The organism is Kitasatospora purpeofusca (assembly GCF_042691725.1).
Lineage (GTDB): Bacteria > Actinomycetota > Actinomycetes > Streptomycetales > Streptomycetaceae > Kitasatospora > Kitasatospora purpeofusca_B.
Genome location: NZ_CP170483.1, coordinates 1,520,793 through 1,536,916, shown reverse-complemented (window position 1 = coordinate 1,536,916; position 16,124 = coordinate 1,520,793). Strand labels below are relative to the sequence as shown.

Annotated in this window: 10 protein-coding genes; 7 read left to right on the top strand and 3 right to left on the bottom strand. The window is 76.9% G+C overall.

Going from position 1 to position 16,124, the window contains the following annotated elements; all coding sequences use genetic code 11:
* Positions 1–235 precede the first annotated feature (235 nt).
* Positions 236–472, top strand: coding sequence for a hypothetical protein (locus ACFCLZ_RS05950; RefSeq protein WP_380283648.1), 237 nt, complete (start codon positions 236–238; stop codon positions 470–472).
* A 9-nt stretch (positions 473–481) separates the two neighbouring features.
* Here the strand turns inward: ACFCLZ_RS05950 and ACFCLZ_RS05945 are convergent, their stop codons facing one another.
* Entirely contained in the window at positions 482–1,033 is a 552-nt protein-coding gene (locus ACFCLZ_RS05945) for a hypothetical protein (RefSeq protein ID WP_380286089.1), read from the bottom strand.
* A 285-nt stretch (positions 1,034–1,318) separates the two neighbouring features.
* On the opposite strand from ACFCLZ_RS05945, the gene ACFCLZ_RS05940 reads away from it, so the two are divergent.
* Positions 1,319–5,392, top strand: a complete 4,074-nt coding sequence (locus tag ACFCLZ_RS05940) for a CHAT domain-containing protein (RefSeq protein WP_380283647.1) — start codon at positions 1,319–1,321, stop codon at positions 5,390–5,392.
* A gap of 150 nt (positions 5,393–5,542) precedes the next feature.
* Here the strand turns inward: ACFCLZ_RS05940 and ACFCLZ_RS05935 are convergent, their stop codons facing one another.
* Positions 5,543–8,044, bottom strand: a complete 2,502-nt coding sequence (locus ACFCLZ_RS05935; protein WP_380283646.1) for an ABC transporter permease — start codon at positions 8,042–8,044, stop codon at positions 5,543–5,545.
* A 594-nt stretch (positions 8,045–8,638) separates the two neighbouring features.
* On the opposite strand from ACFCLZ_RS05935, the gene ACFCLZ_RS05930 reads away from it, so the two are divergent.
* The 5 genes from ACFCLZ_RS05930 (at position 8,639) to ACFCLZ_RS05910 (ending at position 14,256) form a co-directional block, all read left to right on the top strand.
* Positions 8,639–10,168 carry an AMP-binding protein gene (locus ACFCLZ_RS05930; protein WP_380283645.1) on the top strand — a complete coding sequence of 510 codons (1,530 nt, stop codon included), beginning with the start codon at positions 8,639–8,641 and terminating at the stop codon, positions 10,166–10,168.
* Positions 10,165–10,374, top strand: a complete 210-nt coding sequence (locus ACFCLZ_RS05925) for a hypothetical protein (RefSeq protein WP_380283644.1) — start codon at positions 10,165–10,167, stop codon at positions 10,372–10,374. The genes ACFCLZ_RS05930 and ACFCLZ_RS05925 overlap by 4 nt, the downstream gene beginning before the upstream one ends.
* Positions 10,375–10,469: 95 nt before the next feature.
* On the top strand, positions 10,470–10,829 hold the full coding sequence (locus ACFCLZ_RS05920; RefSeq protein WP_380283643.1) for an acyl carrier protein: 360 nt from the start codon (positions 10,470–10,472) through the stop codon (positions 10,827–10,829).
* The gene (locus ACFCLZ_RS05915) at positions 10,826–12,325 is read left to right on the top strand and encodes a condensation domain-containing protein (RefSeq protein WP_380283642.1); all 1,500 of its coding nucleotides are present in this window, start codon (positions 10,826–10,828) and stop codon (positions 12,323–12,325) included. Before ACFCLZ_RS05920 ends, ACFCLZ_RS05915 begins: the two co-directional genes overlap by 4 nt.
* Positions 12,322–14,256: a N,N-dimethylformamidase beta subunit family domain-containing protein gene (locus ACFCLZ_RS05910; protein ID WP_380283641.1), complete on the top strand. Its 1,935-nt coding sequence runs from the start codon at positions 12,322–12,324 to the stop codon at positions 14,254–14,256. Before ACFCLZ_RS05915 ends, ACFCLZ_RS05910 begins: the two co-directional genes overlap by 4 nt.
* Positions 14,257–15,184: 928 nt before the next feature.
* Here the strand turns inward: ACFCLZ_RS05910 and ACFCLZ_RS05905 are convergent.
* Positions 15,185–16,027, bottom strand: a complete 843-nt coding sequence (locus tag ACFCLZ_RS05905; protein WP_380283640.1) for an alpha/beta fold hydrolase — start codon at positions 16,025–16,027, stop codon at positions 15,185–15,187.
* Between the last annotated feature and the right edge of the window lie 97 nt (positions 16,028–16,124).

Genomic DNA, 16,124 nt, shown 5'->3' with positions numbered 1-16,124 from the left:
CCCGGGCCGGGTGAAACGGCTGACGATCCATCCGATCGGCCCTGCCACCGCTCCCGCCGCCGCCTCAGCTGCTCCGCGCCCGTCCGCCGCGTCGACCACGGCCTCCCAGGCGTCCAGCAGCGGGCCACGAGCTCTCCGGCGCTCTCCGGGCGGGGGTTCGCCGGCGCGGCGGCCAGGTGGACGCCGTCCTCGCCGTAAGGGCCGAGCGGGCTGCTACCGCGGCATCCTGACGAGCATGGTGGCGGCCGTCGGCGGCCTCCTCGCGCTCACCACCCCGCTCGGCCACCACCCGGTGGGCGCCACTGCCCTGTTCACCCGGCTCGGCTTCTTCGGCATCGGCGGGTACGGCCCGTGGGTCGCCCACCCCGCCGAGGCCGCCCCGCCGGGCGCACCGGCTTGGCCCTCGGCCTGCTCCGCGACACGACCGGCGGCTACGCCGCCTGGGCCGTCCTCGCCACCGCCACCGCCCTGACGGCGGCCCTCACGTCCCGGGAGCGGCCGCCGAGGCCGCCCAGGCCGCGAGGGCGGTGAAGTCGTCGGCGGTCAGGCCGGTCCGGGGGTCGACCCGGTGCAGCAGCGCCGGGCCGTCGTGGCGCGCGCGGACCCATGCGCGGTCCGCGTCGGTGATCTGGTCGTCGACCCAGGCGAACGGGCGCCCGGCCGCCCACGCGACGATGTCGGGCGTCTTCCAGAACACACCCCCCTCCGGCCGCGGCCGGGGTTCGGACCAGGTGATGACGGGGAGCACGGGCAGCCCCAGCAGGGGCGCGAGGAAGTCATTGGCCTCGTGTTCCCACGTCGTCGCCCACACGAGGTCGAACGGCAGTGCGGTGAGGGCCGGCCCGTGCTCCTGGTTGAGCCAGACCCGCAGGGGCTTGGCCGGTCTGCCGGGCAGCCCGTACGCGGTCAGCCGCCGGCGCTCGGCGGCCTCCCAATGCGGCGTCAGCAGCCGGTGCGTGCCGTACCCCTCGGGCCGCCGGTGGGGCTTCGCCGCGTACGGGTTCAGCGGTCCGTCGACGTCCACCAACAGCAGTGGCCTCACCTGTGCACCCCCTCGGTGTCGTCCGTGCACGGTAGCGGTCGGCAGGCGGTGCGACCAGCGGATTTCCGCCTCCTCGGGGGCGGCCGGGGTTCGGGCGGGATGCCGGGGGCGCGGTGGCCGTGAAGTGGTCCCGTCCGTGGCGGAGTTGCTGTCCCGGAGCGCTCTCCGGCGCCGTAGGCTCGGCGGGGCCGCCGTGGACCGGTCAGGGCCTTCGGTCCGCTCGAACGAGGGGCGGCGAGGGAGTGGGACGGCGAGGACGCGGGGAGGGGAGAGCCGGTGGAGGACGAGGCGCGGGCGCTGGTCGGGCGGGGGCGGCGGCTGCTGGAGGAGCACGACGAGGCGGCCGATCCGCGGCGGGCCGCGCTGGCGCTGTCCGGGGCGCTCACCGCGTTCTCGGCGGCGCGCACGCTGCTGGAGGAGGCGGGCGCCGGTGGGCCGGCGGGGGCGCTCGCCGAGGTGCGGTTCCTGGTCGGGCTGACGCTCTCGGTGCGTTACTGGAAGGCCGTCGGGCAGCCCGAGTTCGGCGAGGACGACGCGATCCGCGCCGCTGTCCTCGCCGAACGCGCCGAGGCGGCCGCGCTGTTGACGATCACCGTGGCCGTGTACGGCCGGGACGCGCCGGAGTGGGCCGAGGCTACGCGTCGGCTGGGGCTGCTGTTGCACGCGCGCTACGAGGACGGTGCGACCGCCGGCGTCCCCGACCCGGCGGCCCGCCCCGACGACCTGGACCGGGCGATCGGGGCCCTGCGGCTCGCCTGCCCCGTCCCGGTGCCGCCCGGCCCCTGGCGGGCGGTGGCAGGGAACGACGCGGCCGACGAGGCGCAGGCCGTGTACGACGCGCAGGACCCCGGGGCGCTCGCCACCCTCGGTTGCGCCCTCGCCGATCGAGCGGGGCGTGACCACCTTCCCGCCGAACGGGCGGCCGCGGATGCCGTGCTGCAGGGCGTCCTCGACCGGCTGTCCCCGGCGGCGGAGGACTTCGCGGAACCGATCGAGCTGGAGGTTCGCGGACGCCTTGTCCGGTTGCTGCTGGACGAGCAGGACGGGGGCGCGGACGCGCGGGACGCCGACCGGGCCGTCGCCCACCTGGAGCGGGTCGTGGCCGCCACCGCCCCGGACTCCCCCCACCGGCTGACCTCCGCCCTGCGCCTCGTCGACCTGTACTGCTCCAGAGGCGAAGACGACGCCGCCCGCCGGCTCGCCCGCCTGCGCGAGCTGCGCCGGCTGGTCCCGCCCGACCACCCGCTCGGCGGGGTCGTGCGCTGGCTGCTCGGCGACACCCTCTCCGGCCTCTCCCAGCGCAAGGGGTACACCGCCAGTGCCGAGGCCCGCGAGGGGATTGAGGTGCTGCGCGAGGGCGTGGCGGGCATGGCCGAGGACGACCGGGTGCGGCCCGCCGCGCACGGGGTGCTCGGCACGCTCGTCAACGCGATGCGTCAGCACGAGCCGCAGACGTACCGCGTGGAGGAGGCCCTGCACCACCTGACCCGGGCGCTGGACACCATGCAGGAGGAGGAGCTGGGCGGCCTCCAACGCAGCGAGATCCTCCACCATCTGGCCCACGCCACCCTGGCGAAAGACGAATTCTCCACCGACCGGGCCGAGTTGGACCGGGTGATCGACCTGCTCGACGCCGCCCGTGCCCGGTCCTCGCCGGACAGCCGCCGACCCGGCCACCACCCGGACGGCTCGCTGGCGGCGGCGATGGGCAAGCGGTTCGCGCTCACCGGCTCCGTCGGCGACCTCGACACCGCGATCCGCCATCAGCGCGCCGCGTTCCGCCGGGCGGCCCCGGACGACGCCAACCGGGTGGTCTACCTGGAGAACCTCTCCGTCAACCTCTACCAGCGCTACGTCGTCGCCGGTGACCAGCGGGACCTGGAGGCCAGCCGCCGCTACACCGAGGAGGTCCTCGCCTATCTCTCGGTCTCCGAACTCGCGGGCCTGGAAAGGCTCGTGGCCACCGAGCGGCCGGTCTTGGAACGGACCCGGGTGCTGTTGGAGTTCCAGGCGGCCGTGACGGCCGGTGACGTCCCGGAGATGGTCCGGGCGGTGGACGCGCTGGAGCAGCTGGTCGCGGCGGTGCCCGAGGACGACCCACTGCGGCTGCCGGCCCTCGGCGACCTGGGCGCGGCCCTGTTCGTCCTCGCGCTGCACGGGCGGTCGGAGCTGTTGGCGAGGGCCCTCGGACTGATGACGGAGGCGGCGGAGCGGACCCCGGCGGGGCACCTGTACAAGTCCTTCCTGAGCCTGCGGGCCGCCGCCGCCCTCGGTGCGCTCGCCATCGGCCGTACGGAGGCCTCGTTCTCCGAGCGCCTGGCCGCGGCCGCCCTGCGGTACCTCGATGACTTCCTCACCGACACCGGTGCCGGCCCAGCCGGCCTGGAGGGGTCCCGCGCCTACCTGATGCGGGCGATCCTGCTGCTGACGCGCTACCGCCGTGCGGGCCGGTCCGAGGACGCCGCCGAGGCGCTGGCCACCGCGGGCGCCGTTCGCGAAGGGCTGCGGCACGGGGCACCGACCCAGTTGCTGGCGGTGGCGACCTGGATCATCGCCGAGGCCCACCGCGCGCGGCTCGGCCCGGGCGACCGGCGGGCCGCCCGGGAGGCCGGGCTGGCCACGCTGCGCGGGACGGCCGCCGCCACCCTGCTCCAGGCGGCGGCCGCCCCGGCCCTCGTGGTGGCCCGGGAGAACGCGGCCCGTGCGCTGACCATCGCCCGCTGGTGCCTCGCCGACGGGGCCGAGGCGCCGGGGGACGTCCCCGGGCCCGACCTGCGGGCCGCCGTCGCGGCGCTGGAGCTGGGCCGGGGCCTGGTGCTGCACGCCTCCACCGCCACCACCGACGTGCCGGACCTGCTGCGCACCGCCGGGCACCCGGACCTCGCCGACGCCTGGCTGTCCGGCGGTACCCCCCAGGACGGCCCGGCCGCCGACCCGTTCGACTTCGACGCACTGCTCGGTCTGCCCGGCACCCTGCTCGACTCGCTGCCCGGCGGCGCCGACATCCCCGTCCCGGACGACCTGCGCCGCCGTGCCCTCACCGCCCTCGCCGCCTCCCCGGCCGGGGAGGCGCTGATGGGACCGCTGCCGCTGGAGGAGATCGCCCGCAGCCTGCGCGCGGCCGGCGCCGACGCCCTGGTCTACCTGCTGCCGCCCGGTGCGGGGCGCAGCGGCGAGGCGGTGCTGGTCACGCCCGGCGAGGACGGCGCCGGCGCCCTCCACCTGCTGCCGCTCACCCTGGTCCACTCCGACGCGGTCCACTCCGACGCGCTCGCACCGCTCGCCGCCTACCGGCGGGCGCACGGCGACCGGCAGGCGACCCTGGACGCCCTGCCGCCGCGCCACCCGGAGCGGGTCGCCGCGCGGCGCCGCTGGCAGGCCACCCTCGCCGAACTCTGCGACTGGGCGGGCACGGTGGCGCTGCGCCCGCTGCTGCGCCACCCCGCCCTGCGGGCCGCCGCCCGCCGCGGGCCGGACGCGCCGCCCCGGCTGGTCCTGGTGCCGTTCGGCGAACTCGGCGGCATCCCCTGGCACGCGGCGCTGCTCAGCAGCGGGCTGCGGGACGGCGGCCGGCCGGTGCGGGCCGTGGAGCGGGCGGTGATCTCGTACGCGGCCTCCGCGCGGCAGTTCTGCGAGGTGGTCCGGCGGCCCCGGCTGCCGCTCGCGGAGCGGCCGGTGATCGTCGGGGACCCGACCCGGGAGCTGATGTTCGCCGAGGCCGAGGCCGAGTACCTGCACGCCGACCACTATCCGCACGGCACGCTGCTCGGCTACGTCGAGGGCGCCGAGGGGGCGGGTACCCCGGCGGAGGTGCTGGCCGCGCTGCCCGCGCCCGGACGGGCCGGGGCGTCCGTCCTCCACCTGGCCTGCCACGCGCTGCCGTCGGGGCGGTCGCCGCTGGACGCCTACCTCGGCCTCGCGCCGGACCCGCGCGCCGGGGACCGGCCGGGCCGGCTGCCGGTCGGCGACATCCTGCGCCAGGCCCAGGGCCGCCCGCCGGGCTCCCCGGGCGGCCTGGTCGTGCTCGACGCCTGCGTCAGCGACCACACCGGCGGCGACGTGGACGAGGCGCTCACGCTCTCCAGTGCCTTCCTCGCCGCCGGGGCGACGGGGGTGGTCGGCTCGCGCTGGGAGGTGGTGGACGACATGGTGTGCGTGCTGATGTACGTCTTCCACGGCCGTCTCGCCGCCGGGGACCCGCCCGCCGAGGCGCTGCGGCGCACCCAGCTGTGGGCGCTGGACCCTGACCGCGGCCTGCCGCCGGGCGCGCCGCCCGAACTCGTCTCGCTGGCCCGCCGCGACCCCGGCGCGCTCGACGTCTGGGCGGCGTTCGCCTACCAGGGCAGCTGACGGACCCGCCGTCAGGGGAGGTCGCGGTCCTTGCGGGCGTCGGTGACCCGGCGCGGGGCCGTGGCCTCGGCCGTCCCGGCCCGGCGGCGCCTCGCCCGTGCGTCGCCCGGCTCCCGGTACGGCGCGGCGGCCCGCCGACGGCCCCGCGTCCTACGACGTGCGCATGGCGGCGACGGCGGTCATCCGGGCGACGCGGCGGGCGGGGAGGACGGCGGCGGCGAGCCCGGTGAGGACGGTGAGGGCGAGGGCGCCGAGGACGGGGAGGACGGGCGGGCCGCCGAGGGTGCCGAGGGTGGCGGTGACGGAACGGGCGCCGGCCCAGCCGTAGCCGAGGCCGAGGGCGGTGCCGAGCAGGGCGGTGGCGAGGGAGAGCAGCAGGGCCTCCAGGGTGAGCATCCGGCGCAGCTGGGTGCGGGTCATCCCGATGGCACGGAGCATGCCGATCTCCCGGGCGCGTTCGTTGATGCCGAGGACGAGCGCGGCGGCGACGCCGAGGCCGGCGATGACGACGGAGAAGCCGAGCAGGGCCATCGAGATCAGCATCATCCGGTCGAGCAGCGAGCGCAGGGTCTCGGCCTGGGCGGCGGTGTCGGTGACGGTGAGCTGCGGGTGGGCGGCGAGGGCGCGGTCCATTGCGCGGCGGGCGGTGGGGCGGTCGGTGCCGGGGGCGGGGGTGACCCAGACGGTGGTGGCGGGGGCGCCGGGGGCGATCCGGTCGAGGGCGGCCGGGGTGACCAGCAGGGTGGCACCGCTCTGGAGGGTGAACGGGAGGGGGCTGCGGCCGGGTTCGACGCGCAGGGTGGTGTCGGGGTGGCCGGCGGCGCCGGTCACGGTGAGGGTGCGGCCGCCGTCGAGGCCGCCGAGGGCGGTGCCGTCGGTCAGGGTGCGGGCGCGGTCGAGGTCGTCGGCGGTGGGGTTGAGCCGGGCGGGGTCGACGGTGGCGACCAGGGTGTCGCGGCCGTCGACGCGGACGGTGGCCGAGCGGACCGGCGTGACGGAGAGTTCGCGCTCTCCGGTGAGCGCCGTGAGCGCCCCGGCGGGCACGACGCCGCCGGCGGCGCTCGTCGCCGAGAACACGCCGGGCTGGCGGGCGGAGACCACGGGCACCAGCGAGTTGGAGGTGACGTCCAGGGCGGTGACCGCGCCGACCATCATGGTCACCCCGAGCAGCAGCGCGGAGCCGGTGGCGCCGGTGCGCAGCGGGTTGCGGCGCAGCTGCTGGGTGGCGAGCCGGCCGGCGGTGCCGCCGAGGCGGCGGGCCGGGGCGCCGAGCAGGGCGACGGTGGCGGGCAGCAGCCGGTGGGCGAGCCGCAGGACGCCGAAGAAGCTCGCGATGGCGCCGACGGTGACGGCGAGCAGGGAGAGCGGCGGTGCGGCGAGCGCGCCGAGCACGACCAGGGCGGTGCCCGCCACCAGCAGGAACACCGCCCACACGGTGGCGCGCAGGCGCGTGCCGGTGCCGCCCGCCGGGCCGTGCCCGCCGGCGTCGAGCGCGGCGATCGGCGGGACGGCGGAGGCGGCCTTGGCGGGAGAGCGGACCGCGAGCAGGGTGAGCAGGACGCCGAACAGCGCGGCGAGGGCGCAGACCAGCGGGGAGGGGGTGAGCGAGAGGTGGACCGGGCCGAGGTCGGCGGTGGCCGCGACGGCCTGGCCGGCGGCGCAGACGCCGAGGCCGAGCAGCACTCCGGCGGTGGAGGCGCCCGCGCCGAGCAGCAGGCCCTGGCGGCGGATCATCCGGCGGACCTGCGTGCGGTCGGCGCCGACGCAGCGCAGCAGCGCCAGCCGGCGGGTGCGCTGGGCGAGCACGACGGTGAAGGTGTTGCCGACGACCATCCGGGCGACCGCGAGTGCGATCAGCACGAAGGAGAGCGCGGCGACCAGCACCACGCCGTACAGGGTGCCGCTCTCCCGGGTGGCGTTCCGCACGGAGGCCTCCCGGGTGTGCACCTCGGGGGCGGGGCCGCCGGTGCCGAGCGCCTCGCGCAGGGCGTCGACGGTGCGGGTCGCGGAGGTGCCGGGGGCCAGGCGCAGGTCGAGCCGCTCCGCGGCGGCGCCCGCGGCGTACCGGGTGACGGCGCTCTCGGGGACGCCGATGACGGGGTGTCCGGAGAGGCTGGGCGCGCCGCGGCCGTCGAGGGTGCCGGTGAGCCGGGCGGTGGTGGGGGCGCCGTCGGCCCCGGTGAGTCGGAGGTCCGCGCCGGGGCGGACGCCGAGGCGCTGCGCGGTGTCGGCGTCGAGCAGCACCTCGCCCGGCCCGGCGGGCCACTGCCCCGACTCGAGCAGCTGCCAGCGCAGGCCGGGGTCGGCGGCGACGGCGCTGACGACCGCGTCCGCGTCGAGCGGGTGGCCGTCGCCGGTCAGCAGCCCGCCGCGGCCGGTGAGGCGCGGGGCGAGCGCGGCGACCCCGGGCACCTGCCGGGCCCGCTCGGCGGTGGCGGTGTCGAGTCCGCCGCCGGCGAGCGGGCGGGTGATCTGGACGTCGCCGGGGCCGACCTCGGCCGCGGCGCTCTGGCTGAAGGAGTCGACCAGGGCGCCGCTGCCGCTGACCGAGGCGATGAGGAAGGCCACGCCGAGGGCGATGGCGGCTCCGCTGAGGAGGAGCTGGCGCAGTTGCCCGCGGAGTTCGGCGAGGGTGTGGCGGTAGGTGGTCATCGTTCCCGGTCTCGTCGCACGGCCGGTGGCCGGCCCGTTGTCGCTGGTCACCGGCGGTGTGCCCGGTGATCGGCTTCGAGCCTAGGAGTCCGGTCGCGGCCGTCCGATCGGCGGGAGGTCGTGTTCATGATCGTTCCGCTGGCGGAGAGCGGGCCCGCGGTCCTCCTCCGCGAGAGGTATGCCGTCCCCGACGCGGGTCGGTTGTCCCGGGGCGTCCCCGCTCGTCCCATTGGTCACCCTGGCCCCAGGAGTCAAAGTGGTCCATACCATTGACGCTCCGTGCGGGGGCTTCCTAGCATGATCGCGTTGCGGCGGCCGAACGGGGGCCCGCCGCCGATCCGCCGAGCGCGCCGCTCCCTCCCACCCTGCGGGCATGTGGCCTGGCGTTGTCCGAGTTGCCCGCCGTCCCGCCGTGAGGCGAGTGCCTAGGAGTGCCATGCCCGCGACCGCCCAGGAGTCCGCCCACCGACCCGGCCGGGGTGCCGGGCCCGCACGGTTCCCCCAGCCCGCGCGGTTCCCCCAGCCCATGCGGTTCCCCCGGTCCCTCACCGTCGCCGCGGCCTGCCCGTGCTCGGACGCCACCCGGGAGGCCGTGTGAACCGCGCCGTCCCCACCAGCCTGCCCCACCTGCTCGCCCACCGGGCCGCCGCCCACCCCGATCGGGCCGCCGTCGTCAGCGGCGCCGACCGGCTCGACTTCGGTACCTGGCAGACCCGCTCCGGCGCCCTCGCCGCCGCCCTGCGCGCCGCCGGCCTGCGCCCCGGCGACCGGGTCGGCCTGCGCCACGGCACCGCCGACTGGACGGCCTTCGCCGTCGCCCACCTCGCCGTGCTGCGGGCGGGCGGCGTCGCCGTCCCGCTCTCCGACCGGCTCGCCCCCGCCGTCACCGCGCACGCCATCGCCGACTCGGGCGCGGCGCTCCTGCTGCACACCGGAACCGCCCCGGACGTCGCCGGCGTGCGCACGCTCACCGAGGTCGACGCCGCCGGCCACCCCGCCGAGCCGGACCTGCCGCCCGTCGACCCGGGCGCGCCCGCCCAGATCCTCTACACCTCCGGCACCACCGGCACCCCCAAGGGCGTCACCGCCACCCACGCCAACCTGGCGTACGGCTGCACCTTCGACGAGCGCCGCCGCCCGCTGCGCCACTCGCAGGCCTTCCTGCACGCCTTCCCGGTCGGTACCAACGCCGGGCAGACCATGCTGGTCAACGCGCTCAACGCGCACGCCACCTGCGTCGCCGCCCCGCAGTTCACCCCGCTGCGGTTCGTCCGGCTGATCGCCGAACACGGCGTCGGCAGCGTCTTCGTGGTCCCCGCCATGGCGATCGAGCTGCTCGCCTCGGCCGCCTTGGCCAAGGCCGACGTGAGCGGCGTCCGACTGGTCGGCTCCACGGCCGCCGCGCTGCCCCAGCCGGTCGCGCTCGCGCTGAGCCGGGCCTTCCCGCACGCCCAGGTCGCCAACTACTACACCTCCACCGAGGCCGCCCCCGCCCAGATCACCCTGCTGTTCGACCCAGGGCGCCCCGACTCGCCCGGCCGGCCCGCCTCGCTCGCCGACCTGCGGATCACCGACGCCGACGGCCGCCCGCTGCCGCCCGGCGAGGCGGGCGAGCTGTGGCTGCGCTCGCCCACCGCACCGCGCGGCTACCTCGGCGAGCGGGACGGCGCGGTGTTCCAGGGCCCGTGGGTGCGGATGGGCGACCTCGGCCGGATCGACGCCGAGGGCTTCCTGCACCTGCTCGACCGGGAGAAGGACGTGGTCAAGTCCGGGGCCCACAAGGTCTCCACGCTCCAGGTCGAGAACGCGCTGCACGCCCATCCGCTGATCGCCGACGCCGCCGCCTTCGGCGTCCCGCATCCCGTGCTCGGCGCGGTGGTCGCCGCCGTGCTGGTGCCCGCGCCGGGCGCCGAGCCGCCGACCGCCGCCGCGCTGCGGGCCTTCCTGCTCGGCCACCTCGCCGCGCACGAACTGCCGGCCACCGTGCTGTTCCGCGACGCGCTGCCGCGCAACGAGGGCGGCAAGGTGCTCAAGCGCGAGCTGCGCCGCCTGGTGACCGGCGACGGCCCGGTCGTGCCCCCCGCTGGCGGCCGGACCCCCACCAGCGGCGAGGCCGTCCGATGAGCATCCGTCGCAGTCCTGCCCGGCGCGGCATCCGGCCCACCGGGCAGACCCTGGACGCCGGAGCCGCCTCGGCGGGCACCAGCTGCTCCGCGATCGCCGCCCGGATCCGCCAACAGCCGGGCGTCGCGGTCCCGTTGGACGTCTTTCTCGACACCCCCACCGCCCGCGGCGTCGCCGCCGCCGGCACCGATCTGCGTCAGGAGTGAACCCCGTGAGCACCGTGGACCCCTTGGAGCCCTCGGACCCCTCTGGCCCCTCGGCCCCCTCGGCCCCCTCGGCCCCCTCGGATCCCTTGGACTCCTTGGGCGCCGAAGCCCCGTACCAGGTGGTCGTCGACGACGAGGAGCAGCGCGCCGCCCACGTCGACCGCGCCTGGCCGGACATCCGCCCGCCCGGCCTGCGCCACCGGCTCGCCGAGCTGGTGTCCGCCGCCACCGACGGTCAGCTCACCGTCGCCGAACTCCTGGACTCCGAGGAGTCGTTGACCGCTCTCGGGGTCTCCTCCCTCGCCCTGCTGCGGCTCGCCGACGGCCTGGAGGAGGAGTTCGAGGTGCTGATCGACCTCGGCGACCCCGCCCTGCACGCCGGCGGCCTGACCGCCCTCGCCGCCCGGCTGCACGATCACGCCCCCGCCGCCCCGGTCGCGGAGCCGGCCGGATGAGCGGATCGACCACCGTCGCGGGCCCCGCGACGGCCCTCACCGTCCCCTTCACCGGCGCCCGGGCCGGGCGCGCCCCGCTGACCTGGGGCCAGCGCGCCATCTGGCACGCCATCGGCCGCACCGCGCCCAACGACCACTACTTCAACCTCGGCCGGATCCTCCCGCTCGCCGACCGCGGCGCGCCCGTCGACGAGGCGCGGTTGGCCGTCGCCGTCGCCGCGCTGCTCGACCGGCACGAGGCGCTGCGCACCCGGCTGGTCCTCGACGAGGACGGCGAACCCGGCCAACTCCTCGCCGCCGCCGGGGAGATCGCCGTCGAGGTGCGCGACGAGCCCGACCCCGCGCGCGCCGACCGGGCCGCCGAGGAGCTGCTGGCCGGCCTCACCGGGCGGCGCTTCGACTACGCGGGGGAGTGGCCCGTGCGGTTCGGCGCGGTGCGCTGCGGCGGGCGGATCACCCACGCCGTGTTCGCCCTGTGCCACCTCGCCTCGGACGGCCACGGCGCCGAGGTGCTGGTGCGCGACCTGCGGCTGCTGGTGCGGCGCGGCTCGGCGGGCCGTCCCGTCGACGTCACCCCGTACGACCTCGCGCACCGGCAGCACGGCCCGGCCGGGCGCCGCCGGGGCGCGGCGGCGCTGGCCCGCTGGGAGGCGGACCTGCGGCGGATGCCGCCGACGATGTTCCCCGAGCCGGTCGCCGAGCCGCGCGCGCCCCGGTTCTGGACCGGCCGGCTGGTGTCGGCGGCGCTGCCCCGGGCGGTGGACGCGCTCGCGGCGGTCCACCGGGTCAGCGGCTCCACCGTGCTGCTGGCCGCCGCGGCCGCGCTGGTCGCCGCCGACCGGGGCCACCCGTCGGCGGCCGTCATGCCGATCGCCGGGAACCGGGCCGCCGCCGACCACCGCGACCTGGTCGGCACGCTCTCCCAGGACGCCCTGGTCGTCCTCGACCTGCCCGTGGACCTCGACGGTGGGGCCGTCTTCACCGACCTGCTGCCCGCCGCCTGGCGGGCCGCGCTGGCCGGCTACCGGGCGGCCGCCTACGACCCGGTGGAGTGGGACGCCCTGCTCGCCCGGATCGCCCGCGAGCGCGGCACCGAGGTGCACCCGTACTGCTGCTTCAACGACATGCGGCTCGTCGAACGTCCGTTGTCGGCTGCGGAGTTGCCGACGGCGCAGGAGCTGGCCGGGCTGCGGCGGCGGACCGTGCTGGACTTCCCGGCCACCCAGGAGCTCGTCGCCTGCCGGTACTGCCTCCACCTCACCGGCGACGACTCCGCGCTCACCGTCACGCTCACCGCCGACACCGCCCACCTGCCGCCGGCGGCGATCCACGCCCATCTGCGGGCGATCGAGGAGGTGGTGGTCGCCTCCGCCGCCGGAGCCCCGCCCCGGATCGCGGCGCTGCCCGGCCTGCTGGGCCGGTTCGCCGACGACCGGTGTGCCGATGACCGGTGTGCCGACCGCCGGTCCGCCGACCACCGAGGCGCGGCGTCGTGACGGCGGCCGGCCCCGACGGCGTCGCGCGTCCGCTGGCCGGCGCCGAGGCGACCTCCTGCGTCCAGGGCGGCCGGCTCCGCTTCCGCCTCGGCGCCCGGGGCACCGCCGGCCGCCCGCTGCGCGGCCGGGTGGTCGTCACCGACGAGGTGAGCGGGGAGGTGCGGCTGAAGGCGGCCCTCACCGGCGTCACCCGGTGGGACCTCGACGTCCCCGCGCACTGGCCGAGTTCGCTGTACCGGGCGAGCTTCCACGACGAGCGCCCCGAGCAGCCGGCGCCCGAGCGCGACGCCGAGCACGAGGTGTGGTTCGTGGTGCGGGCCGCCCGCCCCGGCGCCGGCTCCGGCATCCTCGTCTCGATCCCGTTCGCCACCTGGCGCGCCTACCACCGGGCCGGCCAGCCCGGCCGGGGCCTCTACTACGCCGAGCAGCCCGACCGCGCCACCCGGGTCCGGCTCGACGCCCCCGGCGGCGGGCCGCCGCCCGAGCGCTGGGAGGAGCCGCTGCTGCGCTGGCTGCCCCGGGCCGGGTACCCCGTCGAGTACTGCTCCGGCTTCGACCTGGACGACCGCTCCTTCGCCCGATCCCTCTCCCAGTACCGGCTGTTGGTGGTCAACGGGCACGACGAGTACTGGTCCGCCGGCATGCGCGACAGCGTCGAGGAGTTCGCCCGCCGGGGCGGGAACCTGGCGTTCTTCGCGGCCAACACGGCGTGGTGGCAGATCCGGGTCGAGGACGAGCCCGACGGCGGCCGTTCGATGGTCTGCCACCGCGATGCCGCCGCCGACCCGGTCACCGCCACCGACCCGCGCCGGGCGACCGTCGAATGGTCCGGCTCCCCGGTGGAACGGCCCGAGAACGGGATGACCGGCGTCAGCTTCCGCAACGGCGCCGGCGCCTGGGGCGACGGCATGGCGGTGATCGGCCGCGAGTCCTACACCGTCCGCTTCGCCGACCACTGGGTCTTCGCGGGCACCGGACTCGCCGACGGCGACGGCTTCGCGCGGGGCTCGCTGGGCTACGAGACCGACGCGGCCGAACTCGACTGGTCCGCCGGTGTACCGCGCGCCACCGGGCGGGACGGCACACCGCGCTCCTTCGCCGTGCTCGCCACCGCCGACCTGCGGCACTGGCGCCGCTACGGGCAGGGCGGCTGGGCGACCATGGGCGTGTTCCGGCTCGGCGTCGGCACCGTCTTCAACGCCGCCACCATCAACTGGGGCCGGGCGCTGGGTGATCCGGTCGTCGAGCGGATCACCCGCAACGTGCTGGACCGCCTCGGCGGCGCCGCACCGGCGCCGCGCTGGCACACCGTCGGCCGGGCGGACGGCGTCCGCGCGCTCGCCGCCTGCGAGGGCCTGCTGTTCGCGGTGGCCGCCGACGGCACCACCCTGCTGCACCGGGAACCCTCGGACCAGAACCTCTCCTGGACGCCGTGCCCGCCGGCCGCGGGCCCGGCGCCCGCGCCGCGGATCCGCTGCCTCACCGCCCCGCGCGAGGCCGCCGGCCCGATCCCGCGCGCCCTTCTCGCCGTCACCGAGGACGACCGCCTCCTCGTCCGCGACCCCGTCCCCGGCCCGGCCCCCTGGACCCCCGCCGGCCGCACCCCGCCCGGCACGTGCGCCCTCGCGATGTGCGACGGCACCCTCTTCGCCGTCACCCCGCACGACGACACCCTGCACCACCGCCCCGCCACCGACCCGGACGCCCCCTGGCGCCCCCTCTGCCACGCGGCCGGCGCCACCACCCTCACCGTCCTCAACGGCCGCCTCCACGCCACCACCCCCACCGGCCTCACCACCCGCCCCCCGACCACCACCCCCGATCCCCCCTTCACCCCCACCACCCCCTTCCCCCCGACCCACACCCTCACCTCCCACACCGGCCACCTCCTCTCCACCACCCCCACCGGCCACCTCCTTACCCACCCATAGCCGACTCCCCACCCCAAGAAGCCCACCCGCGCGAGGTCAGCGCGGAGTGGGAAGTCGGCCGGGCCGACTTCTCGCGCCCGCCGGGTGTTGGGGTGGTGGGGCGGGATGTTCGCTCAACCGAGTCCCCAGCCAGGAGAAGTGACGTTTCCTCACCCCGAAAGCCGCGCGTGCGGAGTGGGAAGTCGGCCGGGCCGACTTTTGGCGCGTGCCGGGTGTTGGGGTGGTGGGGGAGTCCGCCCAGTGGGCTCCTCACTTCAGGGCGGAAACGTTTCCTCATCTCGAAGCCCGCGCGTGCGAGGTGGGCGGAGTAGGAAGTCGGCCGGGCCGACTTTTCGCGCGCGCCGGGTGTTGGGGTGGCTGGGCGGGGTGTTCGCTCAGCCGAGGCTCCAGCCAGGAGAAGTGACGTTTCCTCATCTCGAAGCCCACGTGCGCGAGGTGGGCGTGGAGTGGGAAGTCGGCCGGGCCGACTTTTGGCGCGTGCCGGGTGTTGGGGTGGTGGGGGAGTCCTTCCAGTGGGCTCCTCACTTCAGGGCGGAAACGTTTCCTCATCTCGAAGCCCGCGCGTGCAAGGTGGGCGCGGAGTAGGAAGTCGGCTGGGCCGACTTTTCGCGCCTGCCGGGTGTGGGGGTGGTGGGGTGGGATGTTCGCTCAACGGAGGCCCCACCCGAGAGAAGGGACGTTTCTCCAACGCGAAAGCCGCGCGTGCGGTGTGGGAAGTCGGTCGGGCCGACTTTTCGCGCGCGCCGGGTGTGGGGGTGGTGGGGTGGGATGTTCGCTCAAGGGAGGCCCCGCCCGAGAGAAGGGACGTTTCTCCAACGCGAAAGCCGCGCGTGCGGAGTGGGAAGTCGGGTGGGCCGACTTCCCACTCCGGGGAGGAAGCGTTTCTGCTGTTGTGTGGTGGCCGGGGCCGGGCGGCATCGGCTGTGGGCTATCCGAGCGTGAGCATTGCCTCGGTGATCGCGTCGACCGCTGCGTCGGGGATCGCGGTGGCGGCGTCGTCGAGGACGAGCAGTCGTGCGCCGGGGATCTCGTGCGCGAGCGCCTCGCCGTTGCCGACGGGGAAGAAGCGGTCGTGGCGGCCGTGGACGACGAGTGTGGGGACCTCGATCTCGGGGAGGCGCTCGCGCCAGCGGGGTTGGCAGTCGAGCCGGGCGAACACCAGGCGCATCTGGTTGGCCATCTGGACCGGGGGTGCGGTGCCGGGGGTGCGGTCCCAGATGCGGGCGGCGAGTGCGCGCGCGGCGGCGGGGTCGTCGCCGAGGATCTCCGCGCCGGAGGCGGCGAACTCCGCGACCGCCTCGCGGTCGGTCCAGTCGGGCAGGGGGCGCGCGAACAGCCGGCTCATCGTCGCCCGGTCGTGGTCGGGGAGGTCGTCGTCGGGTGGGCCAGGGGCAACCGCGCGGGTGCCGACCAGGGTGAGTGCCGAGAACGCGCCCGGGTGGTCGAGCACGGCCACCTGGGCGACCATTCCGCCGACGCCGATCCCCGCGAGGTGCGCCGGCCTCCCGCCGAGCGCGTCGACGAGGGCCGCCGCGTCGGCGGCGAGGCCGCGCAGGGTGTAAGCGGGCGCCTGCGGATCCTTCGTCGTCGACTCCCCGCTGTCGCGCAGGTCGTAGCGCACCGCACGGCGTCCGCCGGCGGCGAGGCGCTCGCACAGCGCGTCGGGCCAGGAGAGCATGGTCGTCCCGCCCGCGAGCAGGACGAGTGGTGCGTCGTCGGCACCGAAGGACTCGATGCCCAGGACGGTCTCATGGGCGTTGACAGTGCTCATCGGATCACCGGAAGAACGTCGTGGGTCGGGTGGGTCGCGGTCGATGCCGAGACTACGCTCCGCCGCATCAGCGTGCGCGGCGATTCGCCGTCCGGCC